The 17,526-nt window shown below is 43.3% G+C and carries 9 protein-coding genes; 4 read left to right on the top strand and 5 right to left on the bottom strand.

Going from position 1 to position 17,526, the window contains the following annotated elements; all coding sequences use genetic code 11:
* Nucleotides 1-148: 148 nt before the first annotated feature.
* From cooS to ACX6CI_RS05610, 3 genes are all read right to left on the bottom strand, one after another.
* Nucleotides 149-2,167, bottom strand: coding sequence for an anaerobic carbon-monoxide dehydrogenase catalytic subunit (cooS, locus tag ACX6CI_RS05620; protein ID WP_458777188.1), 2,019 nt, complete (start codon nucleotides 2,165-2,167; stop codon nucleotides 149-151).
* Between the two features lie 83 nt (nucleotides 2,168-2,250).
* A complete protein-coding gene (locus tag ACX6CI_RS05615; RefSeq protein ID WP_458777187.1) occupies nucleotides 2,251-3,807 on the bottom strand; it encodes an acetyl-CoA decarbonylase/synthase complex subunit delta in 1,557 nt (518 codons plus the stop codon).
* 167 nt (nucleotides 3,808-3,974) lie between these two features.
* Nucleotides 3,975-5,927, bottom strand: coding sequence for an ASKHA domain-containing protein (locus ACX6CI_RS05610; RefSeq protein ID WP_458777186.1), 1,953 nt, complete (start codon nucleotides 5,925-5,927; stop codon nucleotides 3,975-3,977).
* A gap of 1,026 nt (nucleotides 5,928-6,953) precedes the next feature.
* On the opposite strand from ACX6CI_RS05610, the gene ACX6CI_RS05605 reads away from it, so the two are divergent.
* The 3 genes from ACX6CI_RS05605 to ACX6CI_RS05595 all read left to right on the top strand — a co-directional run bounded on the left by ACX6CI_RS05605 (nucleotide 6,954) and on the right by ACX6CI_RS05595 (nucleotide 11,768).
* A complete protein-coding gene (locus tag ACX6CI_RS05605) occupies nucleotides 6,954-8,348 on the top strand; it encodes an FAD-binding oxidoreductase (RefSeq protein WP_458777185.1) in 1,395 nt (464 codons plus the stop codon).
* A 14-nt stretch (nucleotides 8,349-8,362) separates the two neighbouring features.
* Entirely contained in the window at nucleotides 8,363-9,667 is a 1,305-nt protein-coding gene (locus tag ACX6CI_RS05600) for a (Fe-S)-binding protein (protein WP_458777184.1), read from the top strand.
* 322 nt (nucleotides 9,668-9,989) lie between these two features.
* On the top strand, nucleotides 9,990-11,768 hold the full coding sequence (locus ACX6CI_RS05595) for a YcaO-like family protein (RefSeq protein WP_458777183.1): 1,779 nt from the start codon (nucleotides 9,990-9,992) through the stop codon (nucleotides 11,766-11,768).
* A 336-nt stretch (nucleotides 11,769-12,104) separates the two neighbouring features.
* Here ACX6CI_RS05595 and ACX6CI_RS05590 read toward each other — a convergent pair whose 3' ends face one another.
* Entirely contained in the window at nucleotides 12,105-13,310 is a 1,206-nt protein-coding gene (locus ACX6CI_RS05590) for an acetate kinase (RefSeq protein WP_458777182.1), read from the bottom strand.
* Between the two features lie 527 nt (nucleotides 13,311-13,837).
* On the opposite strand from ACX6CI_RS05590, the gene ACX6CI_RS05585 reads away from it, so the two are divergent.
* A complete protein-coding gene (locus ACX6CI_RS05585) occupies nucleotides 13,838-15,010 on the top strand; it encodes an MFS transporter (RefSeq protein ID WP_458777181.1) in 1,173 nt (390 codons plus the stop codon).
* Between the two features lie 32 nt (nucleotides 15,011-15,042).
* Here ACX6CI_RS05585 and ACX6CI_RS05580 read toward each other — a convergent pair whose 3' ends face one another.
* A complete protein-coding gene (locus ACX6CI_RS05580; RefSeq protein WP_458777180.1) occupies nucleotides 15,043-17,520 on the bottom strand; it encodes a PAS domain S-box protein in 2,478 nt (825 codons plus the stop codon).
* Nucleotides 17,521-17,526: the final 6 nt, after the last annotated feature.

Below are 17,526 nucleotides of genomic sequence, written 5' to 3'. Positions count from 1 at the left end.
TAGAGATTCGTAGTAACGAAAGATAATTTTAGAGCCTTACTGACCAGCTATTTCCATTAAAAGTGTCAACTTAGAAGTGTTTTTGGAAATACTGAGTTACAACCCCTGTCACCAAGGCACTTTTCCCCTTTTCCGGGGTTAGTTATATCTATTCCATTCCAAGGGCCTGTCTATCAGCCATATCCATAAGTACTCTGTCACGGGCCTTATCGATGCCGAGTTCCTTACGCTTCTTGTCAATGTGTGCTATCATCTTTTGGGCATGCTTAACAGGATCCGGCTCACAATCCCACTTACCGCCGTACATATTCTCCATTTCATTATAGAGGTAATCCTTAAATACCGGAGCACCTTCAACAGGCATGGAGTACCCAAATACAGTGTACACACCGGATGCTACAAAGTATTGTCCGATGGAAATCGCTTTTTCACTCATCCACTCAGGAGCACTACCTGCAGCAGGGAGATCACAGATATCATCACCAAGACCACCTGCTTTAACAACTTCAGTTGCAGCAAGTAAGATACGACTGTTATCAACACAAGAACCTAAGTGAAGAACCGGTGGAATACCTACAGTCTCACATACTTCGGCAAGACCTGGTCCACAATGGACGGCAGCTGATTCAGGAGTACAGAGTCCATGGATACCAGCGGCAATTGCACTACAACCTGTGGTGAGAACGATAACATCATTTTTGATCAATTCTTTCATGATCACGATGTGCTCTTCGTTATGCTTGGTACGGGCGTTGTTACAACCAACCACGCCAGCAATACCGCGAATACGTCCGTTGATGATATTGTCATTTAGGGTGAAATAATCGCCACGGAAACTTCCGCCCAGATGGTACTGGATGGATTCAACACCAAAACCTGCTATCTGGGTTGACTTATGACGTGGAATCATAACCTCGGCACCACGATTTTCGTAGTTATCGATGGCTATTTTCACGATTCGAATCGCATCTTCCATTGCATGATGCTCATCAAATTCGATGTGCATGACATTGTCCTGCTCCATCTTAGCAATGGGGTGGGTGGTGATAAGCTTTGTATGGAAACATTTAGCTACGTTTGCGAGGTTCTGGAAGATACACTGAACATCTACGACCATCGCATCACAGGCGCCGGTGATGATAGCGAGTTCCTGCTGAAGGAATGTTCCCGCTGGTGGTATACCATGACGCTGAAGAACTTCATTGGCGGTACAACAGATACCACTCAGCTGAATACCCTTAGCGCCTTTTGACTTGGCGTAGTCGACGAGTTCCTGTGATTGACAGGCTGCAACGATCATTTCAGAAAGAAGAGGTTCATGACCATGAACAATGATGTTCACCTGATCATCTTTCATAACGCCTAGGTTAGCTTCTGCCTGCAGAGGACTTGGAGTTCCGAACATTACGTCTTGAAGATCGGTACCAATCATAGAACCACCCCAACCATCAGCAAGTGAGGCACGGGTTCCCTGCTTCATCAGGTTTTTAAAATCCTGATCAACACCCATATGGGTGCGATGCATGATTTCTACAATCTCTCTATCAACGTTACGTGGAATAACGCCCTGCTCTTCCCACTTGTCCTGTAGTGGCTGAGGAGCACGCTTAATCATTGCCAAATTCCCAGTTGGCTTGCCCCACTCACGAACAGCAACCTCACCTACAGCGATAGCGATCTCTTTAATATCACGATCTTTAACAACACCATCTTCTTCTACAGTTGTCGCTACACCATAATATGGTGCAATCTGGAGCAGTTTCTGTGGATCTTTGATTTTATAATCATCAACTTCACCTTTAGCTGCTGCCAGGAAGGTGATAGCAACATTGCGACCATGATCGGAGTGAGCTGCGGCTCCACCTGCAATCATACGGGTAAAGTTTCTGGCGCAAATAGTGTTAGCAGTGGCACCACATAGTCCTTTACGGGTATCTTCGCCCTGGATACCATCCTTTGGAAGTGGGAGACGACAGGGGCCCATTGAGCAGTTCTTACAACAAATACCCTGCATACCGATGGCACAAGGTTTCATAGTTACAGCACGATCAAAAACAGTTTCAACACCAAGCTGCTGGGCGCGAGCGATCATTTCCTGAGTCGACGCTTCAATAGATGCTTCCATTGCATTAGCTTGTTTTACTGGTTTAGCTTTTACTTCTGTCATATCAAGGTTCCTCCACCTAGAGTTTATGGGATTCTCCATCCCATGAGCCTTACATTACACAGTGTTACATAGCGTTTTATCAGTTAGTTCCGCTTGTGGAACCTGTCGAGCATATCAAGTATTTTTTCCTGATCAGTTTTCTGCACAGCAGCGGCTGTCATGGCAACTTCTTTTTGTGGTGCTGCTGCAGCTGCTTCATCATGGGCTTTTTTAGCTTGAGCGCGAAGACGTCTGATTGCTGCTTCCTCAGCTTCAAGCGCTTCAGCATCGGCTTTGATCTTATCAGCTTCAGCCTGTGCTTTAGCCTTTTCATCAGCCTTGGCTTTTGCTTCTGCATCTGCTTTAGCTTTGGCATCAGCTTCTGCTTTAGCTTTAGCATCCGCTTCAGCTTTAGCTTTGGCATCCGCTTCTGCTTTGGCCTTAGCTTCAGCATCAATCTTAGCTTGTTCTGCAGGATCAACTGCTGGTGCAGCCTTTTCTTCTACAACTTCGGCCTTTGGAGCAGCGGCGGCAGGTTTAGCTGCGGCTGGTGCTGCTTTCTTTTCTGGAGCAGCGGCAGCAGGAGCCGCCTTTTTAGCAGGAGCAGCTTTTTTATCTTCTTCGATGGTAAGATCTGCAGCAGGTGCCATGGCTGCAAAGTCAATATCAGCTTGAGCTAGAATCTTGTTTATAGGCTTAGCGTCTACCAGTGATCCACCGTCAGAAAGAACATCGATGAATTCTTTGGTCATTCTAATTGCTTCAGGATGACGCATGATGAGAATATTAGAGCCACTCAGTAGGTAAGAAACAGCACCAATTGCTTCCATCATGATACCGCGGGTTTCAGGATCGCCAAGAATAGGCTCTTCTTCCACGGTCAATTTGGCTTCCTTACACTTCCAGACCTCGTTTCCAAGATTATTTATCATTGGAAACTGGAGCTTGTCATCACCCTGTACCATGGCCGCCATATTGAGACGCTCCATAACAGAGTATGTATACTCAAGGCCATAACCGAGTCCACCGGTTGTCGGATCCACAAGGAGTCGATCCATCGGCATACCCAGATTCTCAAGGAGAATGTTAACCTGTTTTGCAAGATTTACATCAATTGGAGAAGAGGCAATGACCGCATGACCATAACCCATGGCAGCAGCGCCAATACCTTTGTAGTTTTTCTCTTCAACAGGTCCGAGAACCAGATTGTAATCCTGGCATTTTTCGGCAACTGCTTTCAGAACTTCCTCATCCTTTTCGGGGTTTGCACAACCCCAGACAATGACAGGAACAGATACCGCTTCCAGAACACTCTTCACCGTATCAGCGGCAGATTCCGGACTGGCATCTTTATCATTTGGATCGATACTTTTCAGTTGAACAACTACGGCGTCTGCACCATATTCGTCAACGCATTTTTTAGCCCATGCTGCGGGGTCGGTGAGCACTTCTTTAAATGGTGCTGTAACAGGTTCAGGCCAGTCTTCAGGTTCGATATCCCAAATCTCCATTGCTACAATGGGTTTATTGGGCATTTCTCCTTCAAAAGTGTGAAATGGATAACATGATTCGCCTCCAACGGTAATAGCTGTGTCACCACTACCAATTGAAATTGCTTTAATGCCGCCGCTATAGGATTCCTTCTTCAGTTCAAATCCCACGTTTGCCTCCTTACTGGTGAATAATTATTCTCCTGAAGATTGTCGTCAACCAACCGATGGCAACCTCCCCCTTATCAACACAAGTACTAAGTATAGAGGTACAAATGCTTGTAAAACACTTTATATATATTGTGCAGCGTTCAAAGCCACACCTAAAACCTGGCTCTTTATTCTGCCTTGAGCTTCCCTCTCTGTTCCATCCGCGCTTTGAGACGAGGGAATTTTTCAATTTCTGTGTGTGGTAGAAACATCGCTGCTATATAGTTGTCCATATATGACGGTGTTTCTGATAGTTCAAAATTGGTCATCATCTGGGTTACAGAAAACACGTCCTGACGAATACTGTTTGTCAAAGAACTCATACGCGCACCCATCAACGAACCATTGCCTATAAAAACAACCTTATCTGCATCAACTTCCGGGAGCAGGCCGATGACCATAGCCTTTTCAAGATCAATGTAGCTTCCAAAGCCACCTGCTAGAATGATTCGTTCAACAACGTCCATTGAAAGACCAACTTCCTCAAGCAGTGTTGTACAGCCACTATAGATAGCGCCCTTGGCCCGAATAAGATTATCGATATCTGGTTCTGTTAGAGATATATCCCGATCAAGCTGAGTTTCTTCCTGCCAGGCAACAACATACTCCCAGATATCGTTTCTTTTTCTGATTCGTCTGGTATTAAGATCCCGATTAAACTTACCACGATTATTAATAACCCCGGTTTCAAAGAGAACCGCAGCCATGGTGATAAGGCCAGACCCGCAAATCCCCTTAGGCCTTACATCACCTATGGTAAAAATCATTGGTCTAAAAGTGACAGGGTCTATGGAGAAATCTTCAATGGCACCTTTGGCAGCTCTCATGCCAAACTCAATACCACCGCCCTCAAAGGCGGGACCTGCCGAGCAGGCTGTGCAAGCAAGCCAATCTTTATTACCCACAACAAGCTCAGCGTTGGTTCCAATATCGAGAAACAAGGTCAGCTCTTCATCCTTGTACATTCCCGAACCCATTATTCCTGCAACGATATCGCCACCAACAAAACTTGAAACCTGAGGATAGATAAGTGCTATGGCGTGATCGTTAATTTCCAGACCAATCTCTCGTGCCGATAATGGTGGGTACATTGAAGCCGTGGGCACATAGGGAGCCCTACGAATATTTCTTGGATCGATCGCCAGAAAAAGCTGAGTCATCGTGGTGTTACCGGAAAGCGTTATAGTAGAAACATTTTCCCGATCAATACCTGATTTTTTAAAAATCTTCCCAAGGACACTATTGATAGTCGACAGTACAACTTCCTGCAATTGAGCCAGCCCATCGCCCTTTTCGGAATAGACAATTCGGCTGATAACATCTTCACCATAGCTTATCTGAGCGTTAAAGTCTCCGGCCTCTCCCAGACACTTGCCAGTGGCAAGATCAACCAACTGTCCATATATTGTTGTTGTTCCAATATCCATGGCAACGGCATAATTAGCACCAGCACAATCTCCAGACTGGACGTTCAGTATGGTGTTTTTGCCGCTCTCACGCACAGGTCGCATAATTGTGACAGTAACCTTGTAGTCATCTTCTCTGATAACGCCTGATATTTTTCGAATAACAGGGAGGGTAACCTCAAAACCACGTTCACCAGCATCGGTTTTCAGGTGCTCAACCAGACGGGTGACATCAGGAAGATTATTTTGTGGAGTTGGAGGTGTGAGATTGAGACAAACTTTCTCGACAGGAGGAGTAAAGTGCCCTTTTTCTTTGAGTCCTTCGAAATCCAACTGTTGGATTCTGGCTGTTCTCCGAGGAGTAGCCTGAAGGTTCATGACACTTTTATCTATTGATGATTCTACAGGAATACGAACGACAACATCTTCAGTGACTTTAACTAGACAGGCAAGCCGATACCCCTTCTGGACATCCTCGTCAGAAATCCGTTCAGTTATACCACCACTCACCTGTCCTTCTTCTACAAGAATACGGCATTTGCCGCAAACACCTTCACCACCGCAAGAGGCATTTATATGAACTCCAGCCCGCAACGCAGCACGTATCAGTCGTTCCCCATAAGGGACGGTGATTTTTTGTTGATGCGGTAGAAAGGTGATACTACATTCTTCCATACAAATATACCCGACTGCCAGGGAGACAAATGGATTTAAGCATCATTTTTAATACTCAGGTTCAGCTACCACACCACGAAAACCTTCCAGTTAACGTTAAATGCAAGTTGCTTACACGTACGTCATTACAAAAGATACCCCTACACTACCCTTGAACAAGCCTTCATACACTGGCCAAATATATCATATTTTTTCACACTTACAACTTGTAAATGCTAATTTTCCCTTAAAAGTCGATGAATTCTGCAACGGACCTTATAAAGAAATATCATGTATTTAATCATTTTTTCTGATATGTATCATTGCACACGCCGTAAGTTGTTAAGAAAACGCTAAAACAGTATAACATTCCAAAAGCTAAACATTGTATTTACGGACCCTTCCACCATATACCATGATACATTATGGCTATAAACAACACACTCTTTACGTAACCTCAGAGTTGCTTTGTACACGAGTCACCTGGCAATGTACTATCACCCTGTGTAATCAGCACAATTCTCGAACATAGGTCTTGTTATTAACACGCCACCCCATTCTCAGCGGAAAAAAATATTATTTTTTAAAAACAATAATATTATGCAGTTACATTACATGTGTTAATTATTTCTACAATACACTTCATCTGAAACATACCACAGGGCCTCAAGAATTTTGATAATTACTATCACTCTATGAATATTTTTTTCCAACAATAACCAAACTATAGCTAGTTAATAGACAGAGGCATACCACTTGGACTATTGGTAGTACCATTGTTCAAATCAAAGGATAATCCACTGGTTTTTTTAAAAAACCAAGTGTATAACACTGTTTTAGCGCATTTTATCGCTTTTCTGAATTTTTCTTGACAAGAATACCACTCTTCCCGTATATTGGTCCTACCTTTAATAAAGACTACTATTCATATATCTTTAGAGGGTAAATTCAGTTGTTGGCACAGCTGAGTTTCTCACCGAATGCACCACTTTAAAGATGAATCCTTAGGGAGCTAAATGCCCCTGTTTCTCACAGACGGAGTAGACAATGAACAACAGCCAAATCGAGGAATTAAAAGCCATTTTCGGAGACACCGAAGTTCTAAATGATGTCGAAGATTTGATCGCCTACAGTTATGACGCCTCACATGTAGAGATTCAGCCTGAGGCTGTTGTCTTTGCTACTACCACCGAGCAGATTAGCCAACTTATGAAGTTTGCTTATAGAGAAAAGATTCCTGTCACCCCGCGTGGACAAGGAAGTGGTCTATCTGGTGGTGCTATTCCTTTAAAGAAAGGAATCGTTCTTGCCATGGACAAAATGAACAGAATGCTCGATTTTGATCCTGCAAACCGTCTCATTACCGTAGAAGCTGGGATGACCACAGCTGATATCGACCCCATTGTTGCAGAAGCTAATCTTTTTTACCCACCAGACCCAGGTAGTGTCGCCTATTCAACCATTGGCGGAAATGTTGCTGAAAACGCAGGTGGACTTCGTGGTCTCAAGTATGGCGTTACTAAAGACTACGTTAAGATGATGAAGATCGTCCTTCCCCAGGGTGATATTGTCACTGTTGGCAACAAATGTATTAAGCACGTTGCCGGTTTTAATATGGAAGGAATCTTCGTTGGCGCAGAAGGACTCCTCGGGATCATGACCGAAGTATCCCTTGCCCTTCTTCCTATCCCTGAGCATCGTGAATCAGCACTTGCTATCTTCAACAGCCTTGATGGCGCAGCAAAAGCAGTATCCGGAATCATTGCAGCTGGTGTTACACCTTCCACCATGGAGTTCATGGATAACGCTACAATCAACGCAATTCAAAACTTCAAGGATTGTGGTCTTCCAAGGGATGCAGCTGCCGTACTTCTTATTGAAACTGATGGCGATATCAATGCTGCAAAATCTGAAATTGCCAAGGTTGAAACTGAAGTGAAGAAATGCGATCTTCGTGAATTCCAAATTGCAAAATCTTCTGAAGAGCGTGATACTTTCTTTGCCGGCCGACGTGCTGCCCTCAACGCGCTTGCAAGTGTAAAGCCCAATATTATTTTGGAAGATGCAACTGTTATGCGTTCCAAACTCCCAGAAATGGTTAAGGGTATCACCGATATTGCAACAAAATATGATGTACAGGTAGGTATATTCGGCCACGCAGGTGATGGTAACCTCCACCCGACCTTTCTTCTCGATATGAAAGATAAGGAAGAGTTAGAGCGTACTGAAAAAGCGGTTGCTGAACTTTTCCAACTGGCAATTGATATCGAAGGAACTATTTCCGGCGAACATGGAATTGGACTTGAAAAGAAGCCTTTTCTCAAAGACCAGATAGGTGGAGAAGGTATTGCACTGTTGCAGAACATCAAGAGAACCTTTGATCCGCTTAACCTACTCAATCCTGGAAAGATGTTTGATATGCCAGAAGATCTAGCGGCATAAGGAGGTAGGACTATATGAAAACTCAAGCCTCAATTAAACAACTTGCGGAAACCCATTTACTGGAAGCCGCTTCCGAGTTTGAAAAATGCATGCGATGCGGCAAATGTCGTAGTGTATGCCCTGTTTTCAAAGAGATGGGTAACGAACTCTATGTTGCTCGTGGTAAAAACAAACTCGCTGAAAAACTTGTTAGTGGTGAGATACAGATTAGTGACAAGGTCAAGCATGCTGTAAACGAATGCCTTAACTGTAAGAGTTGCTCTGCAAACTGCCCTACTGGTGTAAATCCTGAACACGTTATACTGCGCCTTAAGTGGTACATAACCACCCAGGAAGGTCTTGGTTTCTTCAAGGCTCTCATCTTCCGTCAGCTTGTCTGGCGTAAATGGCCTATCACTATCGGTGCGGCAGCTATTGGAGTTGGCCAGCGTTTATTACTCGGCATTAAGCCCTCTAACCCCATACGCCACCTTTTTCCACTTTTCGGTTTTTCATCAAGGCAAAACTTTCCGGAAATGGCTCTTCGATCCACTCAGAGCAAATACCCTGAAGTGGTACCTGCTAAAAATGGACCTGCCAAAAAGCGCATCGGTTATTTTACAGGTTGTGCTGGTAATCTCATCTACACCAATGTTGCCACCTCTGTAATCGATATTCTTACCGGTTACGGCTATGAAGTAGTGATCCCAAAGAAGCAGAAGTGTAACGGTACTCCAGTTCTTGCCAACGGAGATTACGAAGGGGCTAAAATGCTCATGGAGCATAACTTCAATCTCTTCCAGCAGTACGATCTGGATGCCATTGTTGTAGCCTGTTCCTCATGCGGAATGTCTCTTAAAAAAGAGATCAAGGTATTCATCGATGACAGCCCTGAACTCAAAGAGTTCACTGAAAAAGTGTATGATATCCATGAGTTCATCGCAGATAATATAGACATCAAGACTGAAGAACTGGGAAGCCTTCCTTATAAGGTTTCCTACCACGATCCTTGTCATATGGTTCGCGGTCAGGGTGTTGCTGACCAACCACGGGAACTGTTAAAGAAAATCCCTGGAGTTGATTTTAAAGAGATGAAGGATTCTGCTGTATGTTGCGGTAGTGCAGGTAGTTACTGTATCACCCACTATGACACAGCAATTAAGATCAACAACCATAAGGTAAAAAATATCCAGGCAGCTGACGTCGATTATGTTGCAACCGGATGTCCGACCTGTGTAATGCATATTCAGGATAATCTTATCCAGCACGAGTCTCCTGAAAAAATGCGGTTTGTTGTGGAAATGCTCGCAGATTCTTTACGTGCAAAAAACACCATCTAAAACTGTTCTTTCCATTCAGGTCCCCCCCAAGACCTGAATGGTGTTGTACCTGCTCCTCCCCTGTTTCTGCCGCGTTTAGGTTTCCTCCCCGATTAACCTAGTAGCAGAAACAGGTTTTTTGTTTTTACCTCATTCCTTTCGATTCCAAACTACCCTTTCATTCGCTCCTTCCGCTATTACATGGTATAAGCGATTATCGTATTACGTCGATGGATCCTTGTAACGAATGAGGTATTTATCCAAGGTCAACCTGTTGATGAATCTGGACACACATCTTACAAAAGTTCAATTATAAAAATATTTTTCTCAGTACTCAAAAGCCATGCCCACTCAGACACTGCTGCCAGGTAAAGATTCTCCCCTTGAAGAAACTCTTAAAACTGCAATAGACAGCCTCGCTCACTTTGGTATTGAACTTCAGGAAATGAGCTGCCTAACCCCGGTTCCCCTTTGCTGGTCTGTCCATCTACAAGACAGCTCTTGTCCTGACCTTTACACTAATGGCAAAGGCACAAGTAAGCTTGCCAGTATGACCAGTGGCTTTGGTGAATTCATAGAACGTCTTTCCACTGATTTCTTTTTCAGCCAGTATTATCTTGGTTCATATCAGTCACTTTTAATGCGAAATCCATTTGTCTTTTACCCCGATGAACTATGGTTTACACCTGGCAGTCAGAGTGCTGATATCGAATTGTATTGCCACATTGAAAGCAAAAGCTCTTTGCTTACTCCTGAGCTTATACAGTTCTACAACCCCGATCATGAGCTTCAGAGTCACCATCTATTGGACAACAATATAGATGATAATAAGCGGGGAATCTGTGGTCTGCCATTTACCCATCTTACAGATTCCAGTACATGTTATTTTCCAGTAAGCCTTCTTAATAATCTCTATGTCAGTAATGGTATGGCTGCAGGAAATTCCCCGAATGAATGCAAGGCCCAAGCTTTATCTGAAATCATTGAGCGCTATGTAAAAAATAAAGTAATTGCGGGAGGACTGAGCCTGCCAGCTGTACCCGATGAATTATTAGTTAACTTTCCCCACCTCATTTCAATACGTGACTCCCTTCAACAAAACGGCTTTTCAGTCACAATCCATGACAGCTCCCTTGGAGGAACGTTTCCTGTTATCTGCGTCCTGCTCGTTGATAACGAAAATGGCGGAGTATACGCAGCCTTTGGTGCAAACTGCAGGTTTGAAGTTGCAATCGAAAGAACCCTCACAGAACTTCTCCAGGGACGTAATCTTGATACACTTCATGATTTCAGCTTTCCTGTTCATAATATTGAGATGGTGGCTGATGGATATAATCTTGAAAGTCACTTCATCGACTCTGACGGATTACTTGCCTGGTCGATGTTTAAAGATAGTCCCGACTTCGCATTGAGCCCATGGTCGTTTGACGGTAACACCAGCGATGAAGTGAAGAAACTGACCAATTGTATCAGTTCATGTGGATTTTCAATGTATCTCCGTGATTACCGCCACTGCGGCCTATACAGCTGTCGTATTATTGTTCCCGGTATGTCAGAAATCTATCCCGTCGATGATCTTGTCTGGAACAATCGAAACAGGGGCTCCCTTCTTCGCCCTGAAATCTTACAACTGTCTCACATGAGCAGTACCCAACTCGAGGCAACCCTCGACCTTCTCGATGAACTCGAACTCGATGACCAACTACTCTTATCCCATGTTATCGGCGTACTCTTCGATGATGGTTGCCATTGGAAAACCCTCAGGATTGGAGAGCTCAGGGCCCATATATATCTTGCTCTTGGAGATAGAGGAAATGCTGCACAGTGGTGTGAATGGGTTGTGAATTATGGTGCGCTAGGTAAAGAGCGAACTGGTACATTCAGGGCCATCGCAACACTTCTGCAACTAGGTGACGCTTCAGGCTCTACCAATTCATACTCCAATAACATTCGAAGATTTATACACAAGGCCGACATTCAAACAGCTGAACAGATAATTGCAGGAAAAGAGTCTTTCTTTGGCCTTACATTTGAATCAACGTGGGAGGAAATCTCTTTAAAACATCTCAATCTTATTACACTCTACAATAGACTCAGGGCCGCCAAAAGTAGAGCTTCATAGAAATCCATAGCTTCTACGTTTTTGGCTCCATGAAATAGAATGGATAGTATCGTACAGAGTAACGCAATGTGTAAATGAATGTGTAGATGAATATGTAATAGGCGTTACGAATCAGCAAATGAAGCAGCAATGATTAGTGTAGAAGTGTTTGCATTTATACCGATAGCAAAAAGCAGATCTGGCAGACACAATCCGCGAAATGCTTAATCAAACAGGAGATAGCCTCACTCTATGTATCATATTGCATAGGCCAATAAAAAGGGGGCTGAACCTGTATGATTCATCCCCCTCTGTACACAAAACTCTGTTATCTAACCCCGATAAACGGGATACATACTATGCTACAAGAATTTTTGTCTCTCTTGCTATTGCCAGTTCTTCGTTGGTTGGGATTCCCCAGATCTGCACACTGCTTGAAGACTTGCTTAAAAGAATTGGTTCTTTAACACGCTGATTATTAACCTCAAGATCCATTTCTATTCCGAAACTCTCAAGTCCTTCTACGGTTTTTGCACGCACGATGTTATCATTTTCCCCGATACCTGCAGTAAAGATGATCGCGTCAACCTTACCAAGGGCTGCCATGTATGCACCAACATACTTTTTATTGCGGTAGGTCTGAACATCAAGCGCCAGTTGAGCACGTTCATTGCCTTCCTCAATAGCAGCATGAATATCGCGCATATCATTTAAACCGCACAACCCCTTAAGACCTGATTCTTTGTTAAGCATTGAATCTATAGCGTCTATATCCATGCCACAATTGCGAGATAAAAAAGCATGTACTGCAGGATCAACATCGCCACTGCGGGTACCCATTACAAGACCTTCAAGAGGAGTGAGCCCCAGGGTAGTATCGACGCTTTCGCCATTTTTAATAGCGGTCATGGAACAACCATTACCTAAGTGAATTGCAATAATATTCAATTCGCTTAATGGCTTGCCCATAAGCTTTGCGCATTCACTTGCAACAAACTTGTGTGAAGTACCATGGAAACCATAGCGTCTGATGCGCTCTTTTTCATACAGTTCATAAGGAAGCGCATAATGGTACGCCTGAGGTGGCATTGTCTGGTGAAAGGCAGTATCAAAAACTGCTACCTGAGGAACCCCAGGAAAAAGCTCTTGAGCCACTCGAATACCATCGATATTTGCAGGGTTATGAAGTGGAGCAAGTGGGATATTCTTTTCAATTGCGGCCATGATTTCATCGGTTACTATTGCAGGCTGGTGGAAATCCTCTCCACCGTGAACAACACGGTGTCCCACAGCACCGATATCATCTTTTCCAGATAGCACACCATACTTTTCTTCGGAAAGAAGATTGACAGCTAGCATCATCCCAGTGTTATGATTTGCAATAGGCTCTTGAATCTTTGCAACCTGCTCTTTATCTGAGTCCGGCATAAAGGTACACTTTAGAAGCCCTACCTCTTCTCCAATTCTCTCAATGAGACCTGATGCCAGTACAGATTCATCTTCCATTTGAAGAAGTTGAAACTTAATAGAAGAACTTCCTGAATTAATAACGAGTATTTTCATTTTCTCTACATCCCAATTAGTACTTTTCCGGTTTACTCAAATATATTAAAAAAAATGACGCTGAGATCTCAACACATTCGAACATTTAAATTTGCAGGCAAGGCTTTTTTACTCTGAAGAATTAAAGAGTTCAAGATTTTTTTAACACTAAAATTCAGCACTATTGGTATATTGCGAAACCTTTATCTGCCAATCTCCTAACCCCCGCATTTCACTTAATATCCTGTCCATAACGTAGACATCTTCTTGCAATATCGAAGACATATTCTCTGTCAGCCTATTATAACACACCTTTACAACCTACTCCAAACCGTCAGCAAAATTGGTCTTACCAAAACAGCATCCCGTGCAAAATCACCTATTTCTACGGCATACCAGCCCCTTGACAAAGAATGAATCAAACGGGTAAAAGATTCTCTGGTTGGTTAAATTGTCCAATTTTTATTAGTAAAATAGTACTATTCAGGCCATTTTCCCTTAATAAAAAGCAGACATTCTCCACACATTTAATTGAAGGAGCCGGACCCTTGCGTTATCTTATACTTCTCTCTGCTGTTATGATGCAAATGTGTTTAGGTGCCACCTATTCCTGGTCCGTCTATGTACAACCAATTAAAGCACTCACCGGACTTCAGCAGGGACCAGTACAAGTTCCATTCACCGCCTTCTATTTTATCTTCCCACTCACAATGATGCTGGCGGGCTCTCTCCTTCCAAAAATCGGCCCCAGAGTCAGTGCCATGCTCGGAGGACTTCTCTTTGGAAGCGGATGGCTGCTGGCAAGCCTTGGTCATCACAATTTTATCTACACAACTCTTGGTATCGGTGTCATTAGTGGTATAGGTGCCGGTATGGCCTATATTGTACCAATTGCTGTATGCATTCGCTGGTTTCCTAACAGTAAAGGACTGGTCACGGGGATTGCTGTTGCTGGATTTGGAGGTGGCGCAGCTCTTGTCAGTCAGATTGGCGGCTATCTTATGGAGTTCTCAGGTCATACACCATTTGAAACTTTTTTCATCTTTGGTCTTATCTTCCTCGCCATCGTCGTTTCTGCCGGTTCAACCATGCAGTTTCCCCATAACCATGCACCCGAGGCAACATTTAAGAAAACAGTTGATTTTATCACAGTAATCAAAAGCCCTATATTTCAGATATTATATGGGGCAATGTTTATCGGTCTTGCTGCAGGCTTTGCGGTTAATGCGAACCTAAAAGAGCTCTTTGCAGGAGAAAACATGGTCAAACTTGGTATCACAGCAGTTTCACTTTTTGCCATAGCCAATGCCTGTGGAAGAATAGGCTGGGGAATACTCTTTGATACAATGGAGGCAGCAACTGCCATAAAAGTAAACCTTCTCTGCCAGGCCTTACTACTCGCAGCAGCCCCGACACTGCTCACCACAGCCACCGGGTTTCTTGTGGTTGCAACCCTTAGTGGCTTTAACTATGGAGGAGTCCTTGTAATTTACGTCTCCACAGCATCCCGATGCTGGGGCGCAGATAGAGTAAGCCAGATTTATGGCTGGCTGTTTTCAAGTAACATCCCAGCCTCATTGTCACCAATTCTTGCTGGTCATATATTCGATATCTTCAATAGTTTTACAGTAGCACTCTATGGCTTATCAGCCCTACTCTTCATAGGCATCTTATATGCTCATAAAATGAGTTCAGAAATTAATACAGTAAACGCAAACTAATCCCTTCAATCATATCTAGAATTAGTTCAGAATTAGTTCTTAAAACTGAGCAATTGAGTGCGTTTCAACACTTCCTTAAGGCGGTCTACCTCAACCGGTTTTGATAAATAATCATTCATACCCGCAGCCATAAACTGTTCGCGGTCTCCCTTCATGGCATGTGCAGTGAGTGCAATAATAGGAATAGAAACATTATTATTCTTAATTGAGTGGCGAATCTCACGGGTGGTTTCAATTCCATCCATTTCAGGCATTTGAATATCCATAAAAATACAATCAAACAGCTCCGTATCAAGAAGTGAAACAGCCTGCATACCATCCATGGCATGTACCACCTCAAAACCGAGGGATTTGAGCATGGCCGTTATCACCATGGCGTTAATCTGCTCATCTTCTACGACAAGAACTTTACCAGGACACACACTATGCTTTTCATTTTCCGGTGTGTCATTTTCAACCTGGCTTGCACCCATAAGATCATTGTTCAACCTGTCCGCTACAATCGTAAACGACACGCGGGTCCCCTTACCTCGCGTACTCTCAACCTGTATCTTTCCACCCATCATTTCAACAAGATTTTTTACAATGGACAAACCAAGGCCAGTTCCACCATATTTCCTCCTAAAACTACCATCTTCCTGACTAAATGGTTGAAAAAGCTGATCCTTCATTTTACCAGACATTCCAATTCCTGTATCCTCAACCGTGAATTGTAATAACATGTGTTGACGATCAGCTCGTTCAACCATCGAAACATCAAGTGCAATGGTACCTTTTTCTGTAAACTTTACAGCATTGCCGAGAAGGTTGAAAAGGATCTGTTTTAATCTGGAACCACATGCAACAATGGTTTCTGGAATTAAAGGATCAACCCGGGATGAAATCTGTACTACATCTTTTACCACCATTGTCTCAAAAGATGCTAACACTGTATCCACAAGTGGTCTAAGCGAGACTGGACCTTTGCTACACTCAACCTTCCCCGCTTCAATTTTGGAAAAATCTAGAATATCACTAATAATCTTAAGTAAACTCTTACCAGCACCAAGAGCTGTACTAACGTACTTACCCTGAAGATCTGAAAGTTCAGTTTCCTGCAAAAGTTGTAGTAGTCCCAGCACGCCATTCATGGGTGTACGAATTTCATGACTCATATTAGCTAAAAATTCAGACTTCGTCTGGCTGGCGGCAATGGCTATTCGCTTGTCGTTTTTGAGTTGATTCTGCTGCTGTACACGTTTAGTCGAATCACGGATCATACCTGTAAAACCAGCAAGCCTCCCAGAACTGTCCCACATTGCACTTGTGGCTATTTCCACCCAGACAATTGATCCATTTTTTCGCTTGCATTCAAACTCAAAAAAGCCTGAAGATAATTCCTCATTATTTTTAATGGTCTTAATCATCCGCTTAAACATCCCGGCAAAGCGACGCTGATATTTCGGCGTCATATGGGTGATGAACGGCTGGCGGATAAATTCAGCTGAGGTATATCCTGAAAAGGCCTCAATAGACGGGGTAACATAGATCGGGTTGAGATCTACATCAGCTATCCATAGGACATCTCGTATATTATTTGCAAGTAGTCGAAAACGCTTCTGACTCTCTTCAAGGGCCTTGCGCACTTTGATGTCATTGGTGACATCCCTTCCGGCACCAACAGTTCCGATGATTTTTCCATGTTCATCGAGCATTGGAGCTTTATGAACATCCAGGGCCAGATACTTGCCACGCACAAGACCATCTTCTAAAAATCGGCCCTTCTTTCCCGTGGCCTTAACAATTTCATCAGAATTTATACATATCTCACCAAAGGTGTGCTGCTCGCCATTATTGCGCTCTCTGGTGGCAAAAAACAGATCATTTTTCCCTTTAAGCACTTCCCCGGGACGGCATTTAAGTAACTTTTCCCTGATAGCGGTATTGGCAAAAAGATATTTATCATCAAGATCCTTGGCCCAGATGAGATCAGGCAAGGTATCAGCCATAAGGCGCACCATGCTATACATACTTCGATAATTTTTTTCACTCTGCAGATATGCTTCCTGAGCTTTTATTCGATCAGTGATATCGGTAAAAATTGAATATATGGCCTGCTCAGATTGATACTCTATAATTCTCGAAGAGAGCAGCACATGTCTTCGCTTATTGTCGCCGGTACGAAGTACAGCTTTAAATTCTGTAACCTGTCCCTTCTCAAGAACCTCTTTTAAAAAAGCTGATCTTGCATCTGGATTTTCCCAAAAATTTTCAGCAATACTCTCATTTACAGTTGTTTCACTTACTCCGAAATAATTCCTGGCATAGTTGTTTGAGTAGAGAATGTTTCCGCTTTTAACGGAAACCACAACAATTGGAAACATTGCTTCATCAATAAGACTCAAATGAAATGGGTCTGGGTAGGATTCATCAACTGCTGAGGCTTTCAACCTCTTCAACTCACGCTTAAGGCGTATGTTTTCTTCAGAAATGATGGCATGTATTTGATCTTGAGGTAATTCGTTTCCCATATACTC

It is taken from the genome of Desulforhopalus glucosivorans, from assembly GCF_054397165.1.
The sequence above is the reverse complement of the archived record's forward strand: the minus strand, read 5'-3'. Positions and strand labels throughout refer to the sequence as shown.

What these genes read in the sequence shown, in the direction of transcription:
- cooS (WP_458777188.1), bottom strand. Translation starts at nt 2,167, where the DNA reads ATGACAGAAGTAAAAGCTAAACCAGTAAAACAAGCTAATGCAATGGAA.
- ACX6CI_RS05610 (WP_458777186.1), bottom strand. Translation starts at nt 5,927, where the DNA reads ATGGAAGAATGTAGTATCACCTTTCTACCGCATCAACAAAAAATCACC.
- ACX6CI_RS05605 (WP_458777185.1), top strand. Translation starts at nt 6,954, where the DNA reads ATGAACAACAGCCAAATCGAGGAATTAAAAGCCATTTTCGGAGACACC.
- ACX6CI_RS05600 (WP_458777184.1), top strand. Translation starts at nt 8,363, where the DNA reads ATGAAAACTCAAGCCTCAATTAAACAACTTGCGGAAACCCATTTACTG.
- ACX6CI_RS05595 (WP_458777183.1), top strand. Translation starts at nt 9,990, where the DNA reads ATGCCCACTCAGACACTGCTGCCAGGTAAAGATTCTCCCCTTGAAGAA.
- ACX6CI_RS05590 (WP_458777182.1), bottom strand. Translation starts at nt 13,310, where the DNA reads ATGAAAATACTCGTTATTAATTCAGGAAGTTCTTCTATTAAGTTTCAA.
- ACX6CI_RS05580 (WP_458777180.1), bottom strand. Translation starts at nt 17,520, where the DNA reads ATGGGAAACGAATTACCTCAAGATCAAATACATGCCATCATTTCTGAA.